Raw genomic sequence first — 17,220 nt, forward strand, 5'->3', positions numbered from 1 at the left:
GTGTTAAAATATGTAACTCACTATCTGGATTTTACGCAAGCTTTTATGATAGTGTCTAATGATTGTTTTTTTAAGCATCATTTATTCTTTTATAATTCCTTAAATTTCAGGTAATTAACTTTAATTTTGAGTATTAAACATTTATCGCCTGAAAAGCTTAATGAGCGTCGTATGCTCGCCGTGAAATTGCGTTTGGATGGATTGACGGTGGCAGCTGTAAGTCAGCGAACTGGGCTTTCCGCCCCTACGGTATCGGCGGCTTGGAAGGCGTTTCGTGAGGGTGGCTGGGCGGCGGTGCCAGTGCGGCCTCGCGGTCGGTTGAAGGGGCAGGCAAACGTACTGGATGCAACCGTTCAGCAGCTGCTTTGGGATGCGCTTTATGCCGGTCCTGCCGCTGATCAGCCGGGTTGGAGCAGCGCCAGCCTGGCTGCTTACTTGGGCGATGAGCACGGCATTGAGTTAACCCAGCGTGCTATTGAGCACTGGTGGGAAAGTGAAGGGTTAAAGCACGAGCCATGGCCACTGGATGCGTTGGCGAAACAACGTTCGCAGCGGGGGCGGTGGTATGGGCAATCGGTTGCTCCCCTGTTTGCCAAGCTGAAGCAAGCCGAGCAACGTTGGCAGGGCGGTGTACGCAAAGTGGTACATCCACATCGGTTGGTTTACCAACTCTATTTGCATGGCCCACGTGGCCGGTTGTGGATGCGTTGTTATCAGCATCCGCCCATGGCGAGTGATTATTTAACCGCTATGCGGGCACTGAGTAGTAAAGGGCCTGTCGCCTTGGTATTCCATGGCGCTTGGTTTTCAGCCAGTCCGGAAGTCACGGCTTGGTTGGCGCAACAGACGATGTTTTGGTTAGTGCAAGTGCCTGCCGATAGTGGCGTGGCTTCCTAGCACTTACTTACTTTTCACCTTACGTTGGGACAGATGATGACATCACTCACCCATTTGCAACGACTGGAAGCGGAAAGCATTCAGATCATGCGCGAAGTGGTCGCCGAGGCTGAAAACCCGGTAATGCTCTATTCCGTCGGTAAAGATTCGGCGGTTATGCTGCACTTGGCACGCAAAGCATTTGCGCCTTCACCTCCGCCGTTTCCGCTACTGCATGTTGATACACGCTGGAAGTTCCGCGCCATGTATGACTTCCGCGACAAGATGGCGGAAGAGATTGGTATGGATTTGCTGGTCCATATCAACCCGGAAGGCATTGAGAAAGATATCAACCCGTTTACCCACGGTTCGGCCATTCATACGGATGTGATGAAAACCGAGGGCCTGAAGCAGGCGTTGGACAAGTACGGCTTTGATGCGGCCTTTGGCGGCGCCCGCCGGGATGAGGAGAAATCCCGCGCCAAAGAGCGTATTTTTTCGTTCCGTACAGCGCAGCACCGCTGGGACCCGAAAAACCAGCGGCCCGAACTCTGGAAGCTTTACAACACGCGTAAGCATCCCAAAGAGTCGATCCGCGTCTTCCCGATATCCAACTGGACCGAGTTGGATATATGGCAGTACATCCATCTGCAAAATATTCCCATTGTGCCGCTTTACTACTCGGCCGAGCGTCCTGTCGTCGAGCGCGATGGCGCGCTGATCATGGTGGATGACGAGCGTATGCCGTTAGAGCCAGGTGAAGTGCCCATGATGCGTAAAGTGCGTTTTCGGACGTTGGGATGCTATCCGCTTACGGGGGCTGTCGAGTCTGAAGCCGATACGCTACCGGCGATTATTCAAGAAATGCTGCTGACCAAAACATCGGAACGCCAGGGTCGAGTGATCGATAACGACAGTGCGGCTTCCATGGAGAAGAAAAAGCAAGAGGGGTATTTTTAATGACTCACTCATCTGACCTGATTGCTGACGATATCGAAGGTTACCTGAAAGCTCACGAGCATAAAGGCTTGTTGCGCTTTATTACCTGCGGAAGCGTGGATGACGGTAAAAGTACGCTGATTGGCCGCTTGCTGTTTGAATCGAAGCTGCTGTTCGAAGACCAGCTGGCGGCGATTGAAGCCGACTCGAAAAAGTACGGCACCCAAGGCGGCGAAATGGATTTTGCGCTACTGGTGGATGGCCTGGCCGCCGAGCGCGAGCAGGGCATTACCATTGATGTAGCGTACCGGTTCTTCTCGACCGAGAAGCGTAAGTTTATCGTGGCGGATACCCCAGGGCATGAGCAGTACACCCGTAACATGGTCACGGGGGCTTCTACTGCCGATGCCGCTATTTTGATGGTTGATGCGCGTTACGGTATTTTGACCCAAACCCGCCGCCATAGCTTTTTGATGTCGTTAATGGGCATGCGCCATTTGGTGGTGGCCATTAACAAGATGGATCTGGTCGATTACTCCAAAGCGCGTTTTGATGAGATCGTTGAAGAGTACCGTGCCTTTGCCAAACAGCTCGGTTTGGAAAATATCACTTTCATTCCCATGTCGGCGCTGAAGGGCGATAACGTCATTGAGCATAGCGCCAAAATGCCGTGGTACCACGGCACTACGCTGCTGGGCTATCTGGAAACGGTCGAGCTTGATGCAGAGCACCTTCAGCGTTCACCTTTCCGTATGCCGGTGCAGTGGGTGAATCGTCCCAACCTGGATTTCCGCGGCTTTACCGGCATGATTGCCAGCGGCGTAATTCGTCCAGGCGACCAGATTCGCGTGCAGCCTTCGGGTAACACCAGCACTGTTTCACGTATTTACACCTATGATGGTGATTTGGATGAAGCGGTGGCAGGGCAATCGATTACGCTGCTGCTGGAAGACGAAATTGATATTTCCCGTGGCGACGTGATTTCCGGCGTGGAACAGCCCGCTCACACGGCTGATCAATTTGAAACAACGTTAGTGTGGATGCATGAGGCGCCGTTGTTACCGGGTCGGCCTTATTTGATGAAAATAGGCACCCAGACAGTTTCGGCGACCGTGACCGATATCAAGTACCAGGTGAACGTGAATACCCTGGAACATATGGCCGGTAAACAGCTGGATTTGAACGGCATCGGGGTATGTACCATCAGCCTTAACCGTGCCGTTGCCTTTGATGCTTATAAAGACAACCATGATACCGGCGGCTTCATTCTGATCGACCGTATGACCAATAATACGGTAGGGGCGGGAATGCTCCACTTTGCGCTTCGTCGTAGCCAAAATATTCATATGCAGCATGTGGATATTGATAAGCAGGCGCGTGCGTTAGCGAAAGGGCAAAAACCCGCTGTGCTTTGGTTCACGGGCCTTTCTGGCGCGGGTAAGTCGACTATTGCGAATTTGGTTGAGAAAAAGCTGTTTAGTAGCGGGCAGCATACCTATTTGCTGGATGGCGATAATGTGCGCCATGGCCTAAATCGCGATTTGGGCTTCACGGATGCCGACCGCGTAGAAAACGTCCGCCGTGTCGCGGAAACCGCGAAGCTGATGGTCGATGCCGGGCTAATTGTGATGTCGGCATTCATTTCACCCTTCCGTAGCGAGCGGCAGTTAGCGCGTGATCTACTTGAAGACGGCGAATTTATCGAAATATTTGTCGATGCACCGCTGGATGTCGTTGAGGCGCGTGACCCTAAGGGGCTGTACAAAAAGGCCCGTCGTGGGGAGCTTAAAAACTTCACGGGTATTGATTCTGCCTACGAAGCCCCGCAAGCGCCGGATGTTCATTTGAAAACATCTGAAATGAATGCGGAAGAGGCAGCTGATACCGTTATTGCCGCACTGCGTGAGCGCGGAATGATCAGTTAAATTGAAGGCTTGAGCTGTCAGACAAGGGCTACATTGGCTCCTGCCTGGCAGCTTTTTTTATGCAAGGGCTAGGCCTTCGGGGCTGGGTCTTATGGAAGGGTTAGAATATGGCACTTATTGATCAAGCACTACTGGATGCCGTTGAACGTATTGCCCGTGAAGCGGGTGATGCCATTATGAGCGTTTATGCCCGCGAGTTTAGCGTTGAAGAAAAGGAAGATAAAAGCCCGCTGACCGAGGCCGATAAAGCCGCTCATGATGTGATTATGCGTGGTTTACAGTCGCTTCCCGTCACGCTTCCTATTCTTTCGGAAGAAGACGCAGATGGCTTTACGGGTGTGGATAGCGATGGCCGCTATTGGTTAGTAGATCCATTGGATGGTACTAAAGAATTCATCAAGCGCAATGGTGAGTTCACCGTTAATATAGCTTTGATTGAACAGGGTAAACCGGTGCTGGGGGTTGTTACCGCGCCGGCGCTGGATGTGGCGTACGTGGCTGCCGAAGGCTTGGGCGCGTTCAAGGTTGAAGCGGACGGCCAGCGCCATGCGATTGAAGTGGCAGGTAAACCAGGCGCAGATGCTACATGGCGCGTTGTTGGCAGCCGCTCTCACCCAAGCCCCGATTTGGCCGCGTGGTTAGAAAAGTTGGGTAAGCATGAGATGCTGCCTATGGGTAGTTCACTAAAGCTATGCTTGATAGCAGAAGGCAAGGCTGATGCTTACCCTCGTTTAGGCCCCACTTGTTTATGGGATACGGGTGCCGCGCATGCGGTGATACTCCAGGCTGGGGGGAAAGTAGAAACGCTGGAAGGCGCGCCACTCAGTTATGCGACACCTGGTGAAAAGCTGAATCCTTACTTTATTGTATGGGGATATTAAAGGCTCAAACACCTTGGTGCATTCGTCGCTAGATGCGGCGAGGCAGGTGTGGCGGTGCTTTTAGAAATCCCATTTAATCAGGGTAAGTCGTTTATTAGACTTTTTTGATATGCTGCAGTGGGGCGTGGGTATTTATTCAAACCGCTATCCTTGTAGATAGCGGTTCGTACGGTGAGAGTGGCTTGCTGGTGGAAGATTTTCCCGCCGCGTGGCAGGCTGCTTTAAGGTAGTTATTGAACAATCTACAAATAATCGCCCATATGGCTTGGCAGGCTGCGATAGATGCTCGACGTATCGGTGACTTGTAATTGCAGCATGTTTTGGCAGGCTCGGCAGGGCGGTGATTAAGTTTACAAGGGAGCGATCTGTATGGAAGCTAGTGTGAAAGCCTTTTTTGATGAAAAGCCGAACGCCAACGTGGTTAAAGAGCGCGTGACGTTTGGCACCTCCGGCCACCGTGGCCGCGCCACCGAGCGCACTTTTAACGCATCCCATATCTACGCGATCACTCAGGCCGTGGTGGATTACCGTGCTGAAGCCGGCTATCAAGGCCCGCTTTTCCTCGGCTTTGATACCCATGCGCTTTCCAGGCCTGCCTGGGAGTGTGCGCTTCAAGTACTGGCTGCCAATAATGTACCGGTGCTGATCGAAAAAGATCACGGCTATACCGCGACCCCCTTGGTGAGCCACGCCATTTTGCAGCACAACGCTTCAAGCTCAGCGTTAGCTGATGGGTTGATTATTACACCTTCGCACAACCCGCCTGAAGATGGGGGCATCAAATACAACCCTTCCCACGGGGGGCCGGCGGATACGGATGCCACTTCCTGGATAGAGCTGCGCGCTAATGCGTATCTGCTGCGCGAGCTTAACGATGTGTCGCTTGTCTCCAACGAAGAAGCGCTTGCCCACGCACAAGAATACGATTTTACCGCTCACTATGTCGCTGACCTTAATAACGTAGTGGATATGCAGGTTATTCAGCGCGCAGGTTTAACCTTGGGGGCTGACCCCATGGGCGGTACGGCGCTGCCGGTATGGCAGGCGATTGCGAAGCACTATGAGCTTGCCCTTGAAGTGGTCAACATTGAGGTTGATGGGGCATTTGCATTTATGCCGCCGGATCACGATGGCAAAATCCGTATGGATTGCTCAAGCTCGGCGGCAATGGCGAATCTGTTAAACATCAAGGACCGCTTCGATGTAGCGTTTGGCAACGACCCAGACGCCGACCGCCACGGCATAGTGGATGCCAACGGCTTGATGAACCCCAACCACTTTTTAGCCGTGTGTATTGATTATCTAATGAGCCATCGGCCTGAGTGGGCGGCGTCGCTTAAAATTGGTAAGACGCTTGTATCCTCTTCCATGATCGATCGGGTAGTGGCTTCCCACGAGCGCGAGCTTTATGAAGTGCCCGTAGGCTTTAAGTGGTTTGTAGAGGGGCTTCATGAAGGTTGGCTGGCGTTTGGTGGCGAGGAGAGTGCGGGCGCCAGCCTTCTGACTCGTGATGGGAAGGCGTGGTCGACCGATAAAGATGGCATTGTGCTTTGCCTGCTCGCAGCCGAAATTCTGGCGGTAACGGGGAAAACACCCAGCACGTATTACCGCGAGTTAACGCAGCGCTTTGGTGAGCCTTTCTATAAGCGCGTGGATACCGCCTGCACGCCCGAAGAGAAGGCAGCGTTCAAAAAGCTTGATAGCGAAAGTGTTACTGCCCAGGAATTGGCTGGCGATGCCATTACTGCCGTACTGGTCGCAGCACCCGGTAATGGAGCAAGCATTGGGGGGATTAAAGTGACCACAGAAAACGGCTGGTTTGCTGCCCGCCCCAGCGGTACGGAATCGCTTTATAAAGTGTATGCCGAAAGCTTCAAGGGCCCTGAACATTTAGATGCGTTGATTGAAAGCGCTGGCGCACTGCTTTCAAGCGTATTGAAAGAATAATGTATTAATAATCCTTGTGTCGCTGTACACGCGAGGCCGCCCACGGGGGCTTCGCGTTGCTAGGGTCTGCGGTGTCATTAAAAGGAAGTAATGCGCGCGTATATTGTAATATTTGGTAATTAAAAGATACATATGTAACAGTGGTTCGGTTCCAAAGCATCGTGCAGTATTGGGCATTTGCAGAGCGGTTCATGGTGTTATCTCCGGTTTTATGGAGGGGGACACCGGCTTGCTAATTACGATGCGCTATGTATCTTTAACATTTGTGCCTACGCAGAACTTACTGTTTCGATATATTGTAAAGCTATGTAAACAGTGTTAGAAAGTGGCGTAAAGATTGCTTTAACCTAATGGTTGAGTCAGTTGGCCTTTGCTTTCAGGGATGAAATTATGAACTCATCAACGCTCTCTCGGTCTCCCCGCACTTATACGCCGGTTAATGCATTATATGCTCACGCAGAGCAGCTCCAGGCGCACTCTCTGAGCGATTTGCTGGGGTGCGATTCATCATCCGCCCAGCAGCGCGCGAGCGCATTAGCGTTCACGTTTGGCTCACTGCATGTGGATATCAGCAAACAGCGGATTACCCCCCACACGCTTAAGTTATTGATTGATTGGGCACATAGTTGCGGGCTGCAAGAAAAGCGTCAGGCACTTTTTTCAGGGCAGAAGGTAAATACCTCTGAACGTCGCGAAGCGCTTCATATGGCTGCCCGCTGGCCTAAACATAAAACGCCGCCGAAAGGCATGGAAGCAGCGGCCGCGTTTTGCCAGCAGCAACAGTTACGCTTAGCCGACATGGTCTCGCGTGTCCACGAAGGGCGCTGGTTTGGGGCAACAGGGCAGGCCATTACCGATGTGGTGCATATTGGTGTGGGTGGCTCTGATTTAGGGCCAAAACTGATCAGTGAAGCGCTGGCTGATCGCCCAAGTCATCAAAAACTCAGTGTCCATTACGTTTCTACCATGGACGGCGCCCAGCTCTTGCCGTTGATGGAGTGCTTAAACCCGGCCACTACACTTCTGGTATTAGCCTCCAAGTCCTTTACCACCGCTGATACCCAATTTAACGTGCGAACGGCGCTTGCTTGGCTAAGCGAAGCGTTGGAAATAGATATATCCACTATCTGCCATCACCAGCTGGTTGGCGTGTCCTCCAAGCCTGAAAAAATGACCGAATTCGGCATTCCTAAAGCTCATCAGTTGGTATTCAAGGACTGGATTGGCGGGCGTTTCTCGCTTTGGACGCCCATTGGGGTAAGCGTGGCCATGCAACTGGGCATGGAGCAGTTCAACGCCCTGTTAGCGGGTGCCCATGACATGGATCAGCACTTCCTGGATGCCCCGCTTGAGGAGAATCTACCTACCTTGCTGGCACTGGTGGGTGCCTGGAACTGCCAATTTTTGAATATTCCGACCCATGCGGTACTTCCCTATGATGGTCGATTGAAGAGTTTGGCTGCGTATTTGCAGCAGCTGGAGATGGAATCCAACGGTAAAAGTGTGGGTCTGGACGGGCGCTCCGTTAACCATGCCACGTGCCCTATTATGTGGGGAGATGTGGGGCCCAACGCGCAGCATGCGTTCTATCAGCTGCTGCACCAGGGTGGGCATACAGTAAGCGCTGACTTCGTGGCCGTTGCCAAGCGTGACGTTGTGGCGACCGATGAAGTAAGTAGTGCGCTATGTGCTCAAGAGCAGTTGACGCTTGCCAACTGCCTGGCGCAATCGCAGCTTTTCGCGCTGGGCGATGATGCCATTCCTGCCTCTCTTCGTGGTCATATGGCACAAGGGTATCGTGGTAACCATCCCAATTCGCTACTGTTGCTTAAAGAGCTGGACGCGTGGGGCATCGGGGCGTTGTTGGCGCTTTATGAGCACAAGGTGTTCGTACAATCGGTGCTTTGGAACCTTAACCCTTTTGATCAACCAGGGGTGGAACTTGGCAAGCAATTGGCCACCAGCCTCTATGAAATGCTTGCAGGCGAAACGCTTGGCCATAACAATGTAAAAGATCCCAGTACAGAACAGCTGCTGTGTAAGATTAACGAGTGGCGCCAGTAACGTAACGAAATAAGGAAGCAAGGAATGACCCAAGTACGCAAAGCGATTATTCCAGTCGCCGGTTTTGGTACGCGGTTATTGCCGATCAGTAAGGCAATTCCCAAGGAAATGGTGCCTGTCGTTGACCGCCCGCTTATTCAGCATGTGGTAGAAGAGGCATTGGCAGCTGGTATTAATGAAATTGTGCTGGTGACTCGTACAGGGAAATCGGCAATTGAAGATCATTTTGATGCCCATGCCGAGCTTGAAGATTCACTGGCCAGTAAAGGCAAAGACGCCTTGCTGGCAACGCTTGCAGCTATTGCCCCGCCAGAGCTCAAAATTACCAGTGTTCGTCAGCCTAATGCCCAGGGCCTGGGTCATGCCGTTTTCTGTGCCGCGCATTTGCTGGGTAAAGACGAGCCCTTTGCGGTAATTCTGCCGGATGTACTGGTGAAGCCTCAGGCTAACGGTAATACGTGTGACCTAGGCCGTATGGTGGAGCTTTGGAACGCCAGCAATGCCGCGCAAATTATGGTGGAAGCGGTGCCTCAAGAAGAGGTTTACCGGTATGGCATTGTGGATTGCGACGAGCCCAGCGCAGGCGAAAGTGCCGATATGCGCGGCGTCGTTGAAAAACCCAAGCCCGAAGAAGCGCCTTCGCGGTTGTCGGTCATTGGCCGCTACATTCTACCGTACCGGATTATGGAGCTTCTGCGTGACCAGCCCCCCGGTGCCGGCAATGAAATTCAGCTGACCGATGCGATTGACCGCTTGATGCAGGAAGGCCAGCAGGTTCAGGCCTTCCGTATGCAAGGGCGCACCTTTGACTGCGGCCATATTGAAGGCTGGCTGCAGGCGAATAATACCCTGGCGCGTGAGGCTGGGTATAATCTCTAAGAGCTGCCCGGTAGTGTGACCAAGAAGCCGCCTGCGTAGGCGGCTTCTTGCTTTTTTAAACATCGCTTTGACGTTAGGGATTTTATGGATTACTTGCTGGCCCAGGTGCTGGATATTGCTCGCGAGGCGGGTGAGGCAATCCTGCGTATCTATGCCCAGGACTTCGAGGTTGATATCAAGGCTGATAACAGCCCGGTAACCACTGCGGATAATGCAGCAAATCAAGTTATTCTAGATGGGCTCAAAGCGCTTCCAGAGTCGATTCCTATTCTTTCTGAAGAAGGGGGTGAGAGTTTTGCAGGCCCTGACGCTCAAGGGCGTTACTGGCTGGTTGACCCGCTCGATGGCACGAAAGAGTTCGTGAAGCGTAACGATGAATTCACCGTAAATATCGCACTTATTGAGAACGGTAAACCGATACTGGGCGTCGTGCTGGCGCCGGTATTCAACGTGGCGTATATCGCAGCCAACGGGATAGGAGCTTTCAGGGTTGATGAGTACGGACGACAGGCTATTCATGTTGCCGGTAAACCAGATAAGGGAAATCACTGGCGTGTGATGGGTAGCCGTTACCATGCCAACGCCTATCTGGAGAGCTGGTTAAAGCAATTAGGCCCGCATGAGACGCGACTCGTGGGCAGCTCGTTGAAGTTTGGCCTCATCGCCGAAGGAAGTGCCGATGTGTATCCACGTTTAGGCCCCACCAGCCTGTGGGATACCGCCGCCGCCCAAGCAGTGGTTGAGCAAGCGGGCGGGAGAGTGGTGACCATGGCCGGCACGCCATTAAGCTATGCTAACCCTGCTAAAACCCTTAACCCTAATTTTGTTGCATGGGGGCATTAACACCGCAAATGTCCCTCGGAGTGATATTCACGTAGCGCGTGGTAAGCCGCCAGGCGCACCCGAGGGAGCAGTGCGCCAGCGCTGCCGGGTTTGATGGTGAAGCGCAAAAGCCCAGTTTCGGTGGCGCGGCCAGGGCGGCTTAACAGCCGCCTTCCGTGGGTGCCTTATTTGCTCGTACCTCGCAAAACGTTACCACGCGCTACAGGTTCTTCGCCGGATTCCAGCCTGGTGATACATATGTAGCGCGTGGTAAGCGCCAGCGCACCCGCGGGGGCAGCGCATAGCGGTGCTGGGGTTAGGTGGAGCGGCACAAAAGCATGCATTGGGTGGCTCGGCCAGGGCGGCTTGCCGCCGCCTCCCGCGGGTGCCTCATGCGCTCGTGCCTCGCGATTCGTTACCACGCGCTACGGGTATTCGAGTCAGGTGCCATACCCGTAGCGCGTGGTAAGCCGCTAGGCGCACCCGCGGGAGCAGCGCACAGCGGTGCTGGGGTTAGGTGGAGCGGCACAAAAGCATGCGCTGGGTGGCACGGCCAGGGCGGCTTGGCGCCGCCTCCCGCGGGTGCCTCATGCGCTCGTGCCTCGCGATTCGTTACCGCGCGCTACGTGTGTTTGAATCAGGTGCCATACCCGTAGCGCGTGGTAAGCCGCCAGGCGCACCCGCGGGAGCAGCGCGCCAGCGCTGCCGGGGTTAGGTGATGTGGTGCATAAGCATGCATGGCACGGCCGGGTGCTCCAACGTAATACGATTCACCCTAACGTGATGCTATTCCCAATCCATCTGGGCAACGTCTGGCGCGTTCTGTTGACCCCATTCCTTGTCATACCATCCTTTCTCCACGCACTGATGAAAGCTTGACCACTTCCATTCGCCTGGCGCTTTGGCCCAGCCATGTTTTACCGGGTTGTAGTGAATGTAATCAACATGCTGCTGCCAGTCGTTTTCATCGCGAATGACATGCTCCCAGAACCCGCGTTGCCAGATGCTTTGGCTACCTGGGGGAAGGAGAAACTCTTTCGATGCGTATTTTTTGATATCTCTCCAACGCGATGAATAATCCGTATCGCTTTCTGGCAGGGTCCAAATGCAATGAAGATGATCGGGAAGCAGTACAAACGCGTCCATAGTGAAGGGCTGCTCGTCGCGTACTCGGCGAAAGGCGCGACCAAGGGTGTTGACGTTTAAGGGGTCAGCAAGCAGTGGTTGGCGGGCATAGGTAACAACGGTAAAGAAGTAGGTACCTCCGGGAATATGTGCTCTTCGATACGTCGCCATCGCTGCCTCTTTTCATAAATATCAGGTATGTTGAGGCTTCAGGATAATGGTTTACGAAGGATACTTCATCTTTACGGGCATGCGCAGTGGGCTGGATAGTGGGGCTGGGCGGCTTAACGCCGCCACTCGCGGAAACAGCACGCATAGCGCTGCTCGGGTTAGATAACGCTTAACGATGAAACTGCTTTTCGCGTTCGGGTTGCCAAAGTATGGCGTCAACGCGTAGCTGTACGACCGCGTTATTGGGGATAGGCCAGTGAATGACATCGCCGATCTTGAGGCCAATCAAGCCTGCGCCAATCGGCGCCATGACAGAGATGGCATCTTCGACAGAGTCCATCGCATGCGGGTACACCAGCGTACGAATCATCTGACGCCCGCGTGTCAGGTCGGTAAAGCGAATCTGGCTATTCATGCTCACGACGTTATCCGGAATCAGCTCCGGGTCAATCACTTCGCCACGCATCAGCTCTTCTTCGAGCAGTTCGGCTACGGCCAGCTCTTTGTCCGTCGCGTTATCGATCAAACGCTGCAGGCGTTCGGCATCGAGACGGTTAATAATGATCGGAGGACGCTGCTCCATTTTTACTCTCCTTAGAAAGCAATAAAATCAAACATATACTTTGATTAAATGATAAATAAACGGTTTTTGTACCTACCAATAAAAACAGCCCTCCCCAGAAGGGAGGACTGTTCGCCAAGGCCAGTGTAAGCGATCTGTCATTGGAAGGCGATTACATTACTCCTTGCTCGATCATGGCATCCGCCACTTTTCGGAAACCGGCAATATTAGCCCCCAATACCAAATTGGTCGGATCGCCAAACTCTTCAGCCGTGGTGGCGCACTGCTGGTAAATGTTGGCCATAATCTCCTTGAGCTTGTCATCCACCTTTTCAAGCGGCCACTGCTCCATGCTGCTGTTCTGAGCCATTTCCAGCTGGCTGGTTGCTACCCCGCCTGCGTTGGCGGCCTTGCCCGGGCCATAGGCAATCTGCGCTTCCAAGAAGAGATCAACCGCTTCTGTGGTGGAGGGCATGTTGGCGCCTTCACTTATACAGCGCACGCCATTAGCCAGTAACGTTTCAGCGTCAGATTTCGTGAGCTCATTTTGCGTTGCACAAGGGAAAGCCGCATCGGCTTTGATACGCCAAACCGCATGGCCATTTTCAGGATAATCCTGGGTAGAGATGTAGTGTGCGCCAGGGCGCTCGTTTATATACTCTTCAAGCGAGACACGCTTCACTTCCTTGAGTTGTTTAAGAAGCTCAAGGTCGATGCCGCTTGGGTCATGGATCGTGCCGCGAGAGTCGCTGCAGGTAACGGGAATAGCGCCTAGCTCATAAAGCTTTTCAATGGTGTAAATGGCTACGTTACCCGCCCCGGATACCAAGCACGTCTTACCTGTAAGGTCTTCGTTACGAGCAGCCAGCATGTTTTGAGCGAAGTAAACGGCGCCGTAGCCAGTGGCTTCTTTACGGCCGAGTGATCCGCCCCAATTTAAGCCTTTACCGGTCAGCACACCTTCATAGCGGCCGGTAAGACGCTTGTATTGGCCGAACAGGTAACCGATTTCACGGCCGCCAACGCCAATATCACCTGCCGGCACATCGCAAGTAGGGCCAATATGCCGATGCAACTCGGTCATGAATGCCTGGCAGAAGCGCATTATCTCGTTGTCTGATTTACCTTTGGGATCGAAGTCAGCACCGCCTTTGCCGCCGCCGATGGACAGGCCGGTAAGTGCGTTCTTGAAGATCTGCTCAAAGCCCAAAAACTTGATCGTGCCCGCCGTGACGCTGGGGTGAAAGCGCAGCCCGCCTTTGTAAGGGCCAAGCGCGGAATTAAATTGAACACGATAGCCCTTGTTGACATGTACGCGCCCGGCATCATCTATCCAGCTGACGCGAAAGAAAATCTGACGTTCAGGCTCAACAATGCGTTCGATGATGCTGTGGTCATGATAATGCGGGTAGCGCTCAAAGAGTGGGCGCAGGCATTCGAGCACTTCTTCAGCGGCTTGGTAGAATTCGGCTTGCGCCGGGCTGCTGCGCTGTAAGCGGGTCAGGGTATCGTGAACGTAGGGCATTGGGGTAACTACCGGTTAGATGACAGATTAAGTTCTTGGCTGGCCAGCCTTTGGCATTATTTAACTGCCGAAGCGTTTTCTTGCATACCCTATGCCGGTTTGTAATAGCGTAAAAAAACAATTGAACTAGACGAAAGTAGTAAACGTTTTTGTAAAAGCGAAAAAAATACGAAAATTCATTTAACGATATTTAAACGAAAACGTGGTGGGTAAGTCACCGCACCATTCACGTCTAGATCGAATATGGCGTGGTGCTACGTAGCGCGTGGTAAGCGCCAGCGCACCCGCGGGAGCAGCGCGGTTAGCGCTGCCGGAGTTGGGTGGTGGGATGCAATCATAGATAGGTGGCGCGGCCGGGGCGGCTTGGCAACCGCCTCCCGCGGGTGCCTCATGCGCTCGTGCCTCGCGATTCGTTACCACGCGCTACAGGTTCGAATCAGGTGCTATACCCGTAGCGCGTGGTAAGCGCCAGCGCACCCGCGGGAGCAGCGCGGCTAGCGCTGCTGGGGTTGGGTAGTGGGGCGCAAAAACACGGTTTCAGTGGCACGGCCGGGGCGGCTTGGCAGCCGCCTCCCGCAGGTGCCTCATGCGCTCGTGCCTCGCGATTCGTTACCACGCGCTACAGGTTCGAATCAGGTGCCATACCCGTAGCGCGTGGTAAGCGCCAGCGCACCCGCGGGAGCAGCGCGGCTAGCGCTGCTGGGGTTGGGTAGTGGGGCGCAAAAACACGGTTTCAGTGGCACGGCCGGGGCGGCTTGGCAGCCGCCTCCCGCAGGTGCCTCATGCGCTCGTGCCTCGCGATTCGTTACCACGCGCTACGTGTGTTCGAACCAAGTGCCATACCCGTAGCGCGTGGTAAGCGACAGCGCACCCGCGGATGCAGCGCGGCTAGCGCTGCCGGGGTTGGGTGGTGGGGCGCAAAAGCACGGTTTTGGTGGCACGGCCGGGCGGCTTGGCAACCGCCTCCCGCGGGTGCCTCATGCATTCGTGCCTCGCGATTCGTTACCACGCGCTACAGGGAATCAGGTGCCATACCCGTAGCGCGTGGTAAGCGACAGCGCACCCGCGGAAGCAGCGCGGTTAGCGCTGCCGGGGTTAAGTGGTGGGGCGCAAAAGCACGGTTTCGGTGGCACGGCCGGGCGGCTTGGCAGCCGCCTCCCCGGGTGCCTCATGCGCTCGTGCCTCGCGATTCGTTACCACGCGCTACGAAGGCACGTGGCAAGTAAATCAAACGGGGAGGACGGCTCCGTCGGCTCGAGGTTCGGTGCCTCCTTGGAGTACGCCGTTTTCGGGGTTACGCACAATAATCTGCCCACGGCCAAAGGTGAGCGAGTCGGTGGCCCGGATGATACGGTGACCACGCCGTTCAAGCGCTTGAGCAAGATGGTCGGGGAAGCCTGGTTCTATTTCAACCGTTCGGCCTTCTACCCATTTCCAGCGGGGTAGGTCCAGCGCGGCCTGGGGGTTGAGCTTGTCTTCCAGCATGCTGGCAACCACCTGAACGTGGCCTTGGGGTTGCATGTAGCCACCCATCACGCCGAAGGGGCCGACCGCCTGGCCATCCTTGGTGATAAAGCCGGGAATAATCGTGTGGTAGGTGCGTTTGCCGGGGCGCAATACGTTGGCATGCTCTTCATCCAGCGAGAACGACCAGCCACGGTTTTGCAGGCTGATGCCGGTGCCCGGCACGACGATGCCTGAACCGAAGCCTTCGAAGTTACTTTGGATGAACGACACCATATTGCCTTCATCGTCAGCGGTCGAGAGATACACCGTGCCGCCCATCAACGGATTTCCGTGAGTTGGGTCAATGGCTTCAAAGCCAATAAGCTCGCTGCGCTGCTTGAGATAAGCAGGCGAGAGCATCTGCTCGACGCTCGGCGTCATGTGTTCACGCTCGGTGATGTAGCGCAGTCCATCCACATAGCCCAGCTTGGTTGCTTCGATGCGTCGGTGCAGTGATTCAACAGCGTCGCGTGGCTCATCGCCCATTGCTTCCAGAATGCCCAGCGCTTGCAGCGCAATCAAACCGCTGCCGTTGGGCGGAATTTCCCAGATATCGTGGCCACGATAGCGAACGTTGATAGGATCGACCCATTCCGGAGTAAACGCTTCCAGGTCTTCCTTGCGCAGAAAGCCGCCGTACTTGCGTGAGAAGGCGTCCATGGCATCGGCAAGCTCGCCTTGGTAGAAGGCTTGTGCGCGGGACTCACCAATCGCACGCAGAGTCTTGGCCATTTCCGGCGAGCGCCATATATCACCCGCTTTGGGAGCATGACCTTCTGGCGCGAAATGCTCAAACCAGGGCGCGAACTCGGCGCGGTCGTATTGCTTATAACGGGTATAAGCTTTTTGCCAAAGCTGGCTCACCACAGGAGAAACTGCAAAGCCTTCTTCGGCAAGTGTAATCGCAGGAGCCAGCAGCGTAGAAAGGGGAAGTTTGCCGAAGCGCTCGGAGAGGGCGGCCCAGGCGCCGGGCGCGCCTGGTACAGTCACCGGAATCAGGCCGTGGGCAGGCATCTCATCATGGCCTTTTTCGCGCACGCCCGAGCAAGAAATCCCCATGGGCGCCCGCCCGCTAGCATTCAAACCGTGCAGTTTATCTTTCACCCAGACCAGCGCGAAGGCGTCGCTGCCGATGCCGTTAGAAGTGGGTTCAACAACGGTTAACGCGGCGGCGGTGGCGATGGCCGCATCAATGGCGTTGCCGCCGTCGCGAAGAATATTGGCGCCCACTTGAGCGGCCAGTGATTGGGAAGTGGCTACCATGCCGCGCTTACCAAACGTGACGGTACGGCGCGAGGCGGCGGGGTAGTAGTGAGGATCGAGGTTCATTAGAGAGCTTCCTTATGCCTGGGGCGCCAGGCAGGCTAATGTATAGCTCAACATTAACAGGATAAGCTTATGAACGTCTTTTGATACTTAGGCTAAGCGTCATGTAACCGAGGCCTGTTTACTGCTTGCGCAACTGCTCCAGAGGCAGGTTCAAGTGCTGTGGGCGCTGCAGTACGTTCAGTAGCACGATGGCGCGCTCTTCACCCTTGGTGCGCTCGAATATAGCTTCGAGGTCTTTAAAAGGCCCTTCGGTAATCATGACCTTTTCACCCGTGCAGAAATAGGTATGACTCCCTTCCTGACGATGGGGCTGGGCGCGAAGCGTCTCTACTAACGCATCGGGTACACTTATGGGGGTATTACCAAAGGTGAGAAGACGCAGAACACCTCGGGTTGAGCGAATGGGGCGCCAATCGCTTACGATCTGGTCCAAACGGATAAACAGGTAGTAAGGGAACAACGGTTCAGTCACTGTCGTAGGCTTGCCCTGGCGCCTGCGTTTAACATCCAGCACAGGGTGAAATACCTCATAACCTTGATTAGTGAGGTGTTCGGCGGCACGAAATGATTCATTGCCTTTACATTGAATAACGTACCAGCTGGGTAGGGCGCCTTCTTCGGTGTTACTTGGTTCTGCATTACTTGGCTTTGCGTTATGTGGTTCCATAC

The 17,220-nt window shown here is 54.4% G+C and carries 13 protein-coding genes; 8 read left to right on the plus strand and 5 right to left on the minus strand.

The window, feature by feature from the left end; translation table 11 throughout:
- Nucleotides 1-171: 171 nt before the first annotated feature.
- The 8 genes from ELY25_RS00435 to cysQ (ELY25_RS00470) all read left to right on the plus strand — a co-directional run bounded on the left by ELY25_RS00435 (nt 172) and on the right by cysQ (ELY25_RS00470) (nt 10,354).
- On the plus strand, nt 172-897 hold the full coding sequence (locus ELY25_RS00435; protein ID WP_126949341.1) for a helix-turn-helix domain-containing protein: 726 nt from the start codon (nt 172-174) through the stop codon (nt 895-897).
- Nucleotides 898-933: 36 nt separating this feature from the next.
- Nucleotides 934-1,836 carry a sulfate adenylyltransferase subunit CysD gene (gene cysD, locus ELY25_RS00440; RefSeq protein ID WP_126949342.1) on the plus strand — a complete coding sequence of 301 codons (903 nt, stop codon included), beginning with the start codon at nt 934-936 and terminating at the stop codon, nt 1,834-1,836.
- Nucleotides 1,836-3,740, plus strand: coding sequence for a sulfate adenylyltransferase subunit CysN (gene cysN / locus ELY25_RS00445; RefSeq protein WP_126949343.1), 1,905 nt, complete (start codon nt 1,836-1,838; stop codon nt 3,738-3,740). Before cysD ends, cysN begins: the two co-directional genes overlap by 1 nt.
- 107 nt (nt 3,741-3,847) lie before the next feature.
- A complete protein-coding gene (gene cysQ / locus ELY25_RS00450; protein WP_126949344.1) occupies nt 3,848-4,621 on the plus strand; it encodes a 3'(2'),5'-bisphosphate nucleotidase CysQ in 774 nt (257 codons plus the stop codon).
- A 369-nt stretch (nt 4,622-4,990) separates the two neighbouring features.
- Nucleotides 4,991-6,568: a phosphoglucomutase (alpha-D-glucose-1,6-bisphosphate-dependent) gene (gene pgm, locus ELY25_RS00455; protein ID WP_126949345.1), complete on the plus strand. Its 1,578-nt coding sequence runs from the start codon at nt 4,991-4,993 to the stop codon at nt 6,566-6,568.
- Between the two features lie 390 nt (nt 6,569-6,958).
- Complete coding sequence (gene pgi, locus ELY25_RS00460; RefSeq protein WP_126949346.1) at nt 6,959-8,632, plus strand: glucose-6-phosphate isomerase; 1,674 nt, start codon at nt 6,959-6,961, stop codon at nt 8,630-8,632.
- A gap of 24 nt (nt 8,633-8,656) precedes the next feature.
- Nucleotides 8,657-9,511 carry a UTP--glucose-1-phosphate uridylyltransferase gene (locus ELY25_RS00465; RefSeq protein ID WP_126949347.1) on the plus strand — a complete coding sequence of 285 codons (855 nt, stop codon included), beginning with the start codon at nt 8,657-8,659 and terminating at the stop codon, nt 9,509-9,511.
- 84 nt (nt 9,512-9,595) lie between these two features.
- The gene (cysQ, locus tag ELY25_RS00470) at nt 9,596-10,354 is read left to right on the plus strand and encodes a 3'(2'),5'-bisphosphate nucleotidase CysQ (RefSeq protein ID WP_126949348.1); all 759 of its coding nucleotides are present in this window, start codon (nt 9,596-9,598) and stop codon (nt 10,352-10,354) included.
- Nucleotides 10,355-11,119: 765 nt separating this feature from the next.
- Here cysQ (ELY25_RS00470) and ELY25_RS00475 read toward each other — a convergent pair.
- From ELY25_RS00475 to rfaH, 5 genes are all read right to left on the minus strand, one after another.
- On the minus strand, nt 11,120-11,629 hold the full coding sequence (locus ELY25_RS00475) for an REP-associated tyrosine transposase (protein WP_126949349.1): 510 nt from the start codon (nt 11,627-11,629) through the stop codon (nt 11,120-11,122).
- 169 nt (nt 11,630-11,798) lie between these two features.
- Nucleotides 11,799-12,212 carry a nucleoside diphosphate kinase regulator gene (rnk, locus tag ELY25_RS00480; RefSeq protein WP_126949350.1) on the minus strand — a complete coding sequence of 138 codons (414 nt, stop codon included), beginning with the start codon at nt 12,210-12,212 and terminating at the stop codon, nt 11,799-11,801.
- A 151-nt stretch (nt 12,213-12,363) separates the two neighbouring features.
- Entirely contained in the window at nt 12,364-13,716 is a 1,353-nt protein-coding gene (gdhA, locus tag ELY25_RS00485) for an NADP-specific glutamate dehydrogenase (RefSeq protein ID WP_126949351.1), read from the minus strand.
- 1,227 nt (nt 13,717-14,943) lie between these two features.
- Nucleotides 14,944-16,551 carry a gamma-glutamyltransferase family protein gene (locus tag ELY25_RS00490; protein WP_126949352.1) on the minus strand — a complete coding sequence of 536 codons (1,608 nt, stop codon included), beginning with the start codon at nt 16,549-16,551 and terminating at the stop codon, nt 14,944-14,946.
- Between the two features lie 118 nt (nt 16,552-16,669).
- Nucleotides 16,670-17,218, minus strand: a complete 549-nt coding sequence (rfaH, locus tag ELY25_RS00495; RefSeq protein ID WP_126949353.1) for a transcription/translation regulatory transformer protein RfaH — start codon at nt 17,216-17,218, stop codon at nt 16,670-16,672.
- Between the last annotated feature and the right edge of the window lie 2 nt (nt 17,219-17,220).

The sequence above is a fragment of the Vreelandella populi genome (assembly GCF_003989825.1).
Classification (GTDB): domain Bacteria; phylum Pseudomonadota; class Gammaproteobacteria; order Pseudomonadales; family Halomonadaceae; genus Vreelandella; species Vreelandella populi.

Bases quoted from the DNA above. Each gene is read 5' to 3' on its own strand.
- ELY25_RS00435 (WP_126949341.1), top strand. From the start codon at position 172: ATGCTCGCCGTGAAATTGCGTTTGGATGGATTGACGGTGGCAGCTGTA.
- cysD (WP_126949342.1), top strand. From the start codon at position 934: ATGACATCACTCACCCATTTGCAACGACTGGAAGCGGAAAGCATTCAG.
- cysN (WP_126949343.1), top strand. From the start codon at position 1,836: ATGACTCACTCATCTGACCTGATTGCTGACGATATCGAAGGTTACCTG.
- cysQ (WP_126949344.1), top strand. From the start codon at position 3,848: ATGGCACTTATTGATCAAGCACTACTGGATGCCGTTGAACGTATTGCC.
- pgm (WP_126949345.1), top strand. From the start codon at position 4,991: ATGGAAGCTAGTGTGAAAGCCTTTTTTGATGAAAAGCCGAACGCCAAC.
- pgi (WP_126949346.1), top strand. From the start codon at position 6,959: ATGAACTCATCAACGCTCTCTCGGTCTCCCCGCACTTATACGCCGGTT.
- ELY25_RS00465 (WP_126949347.1), top strand. From the start codon at position 8,657: ATGACCCAAGTACGCAAAGCGATTATTCCAGTCGCCGGTTTTGGTACG.
- cysQ (WP_126949348.1), top strand. From the start codon at position 9,596: ATGGATTACTTGCTGGCCCAGGTGCTGGATATTGCTCGCGAGGCGGGT.
- ELY25_RS00475 (WP_126949349.1), bottom strand. From the start codon at position 11,629: ATGGCGACGTATCGAAGAGCACATATTCCCGGAGGTACCTACTTCTTT.
- rnk (WP_126949350.1), bottom strand. From the start codon at position 12,212: ATGGAGCAGCGTCCTCCGATCATTATTAACCGTCTCGATGCCGAACGC.
- gdhA (WP_126949351.1), bottom strand. From the start codon at position 13,716: ATGCCCTACGTTCACGATACCCTGACCCGCTTACAGCGCAGCAGCCCG.
- ELY25_RS00490 (WP_126949352.1), bottom strand. From the start codon at position 16,551: ATGAACCTCGATCCTCACTACTACCCCGCCGCCTCGCGCCGTACCGTC.
- rfaH (WP_126949353.1), bottom strand. From the start codon at position 17,218: ATGGAACCACATAACGCAAAGCCAAGTAATGCAGAACCAAGTAACACC.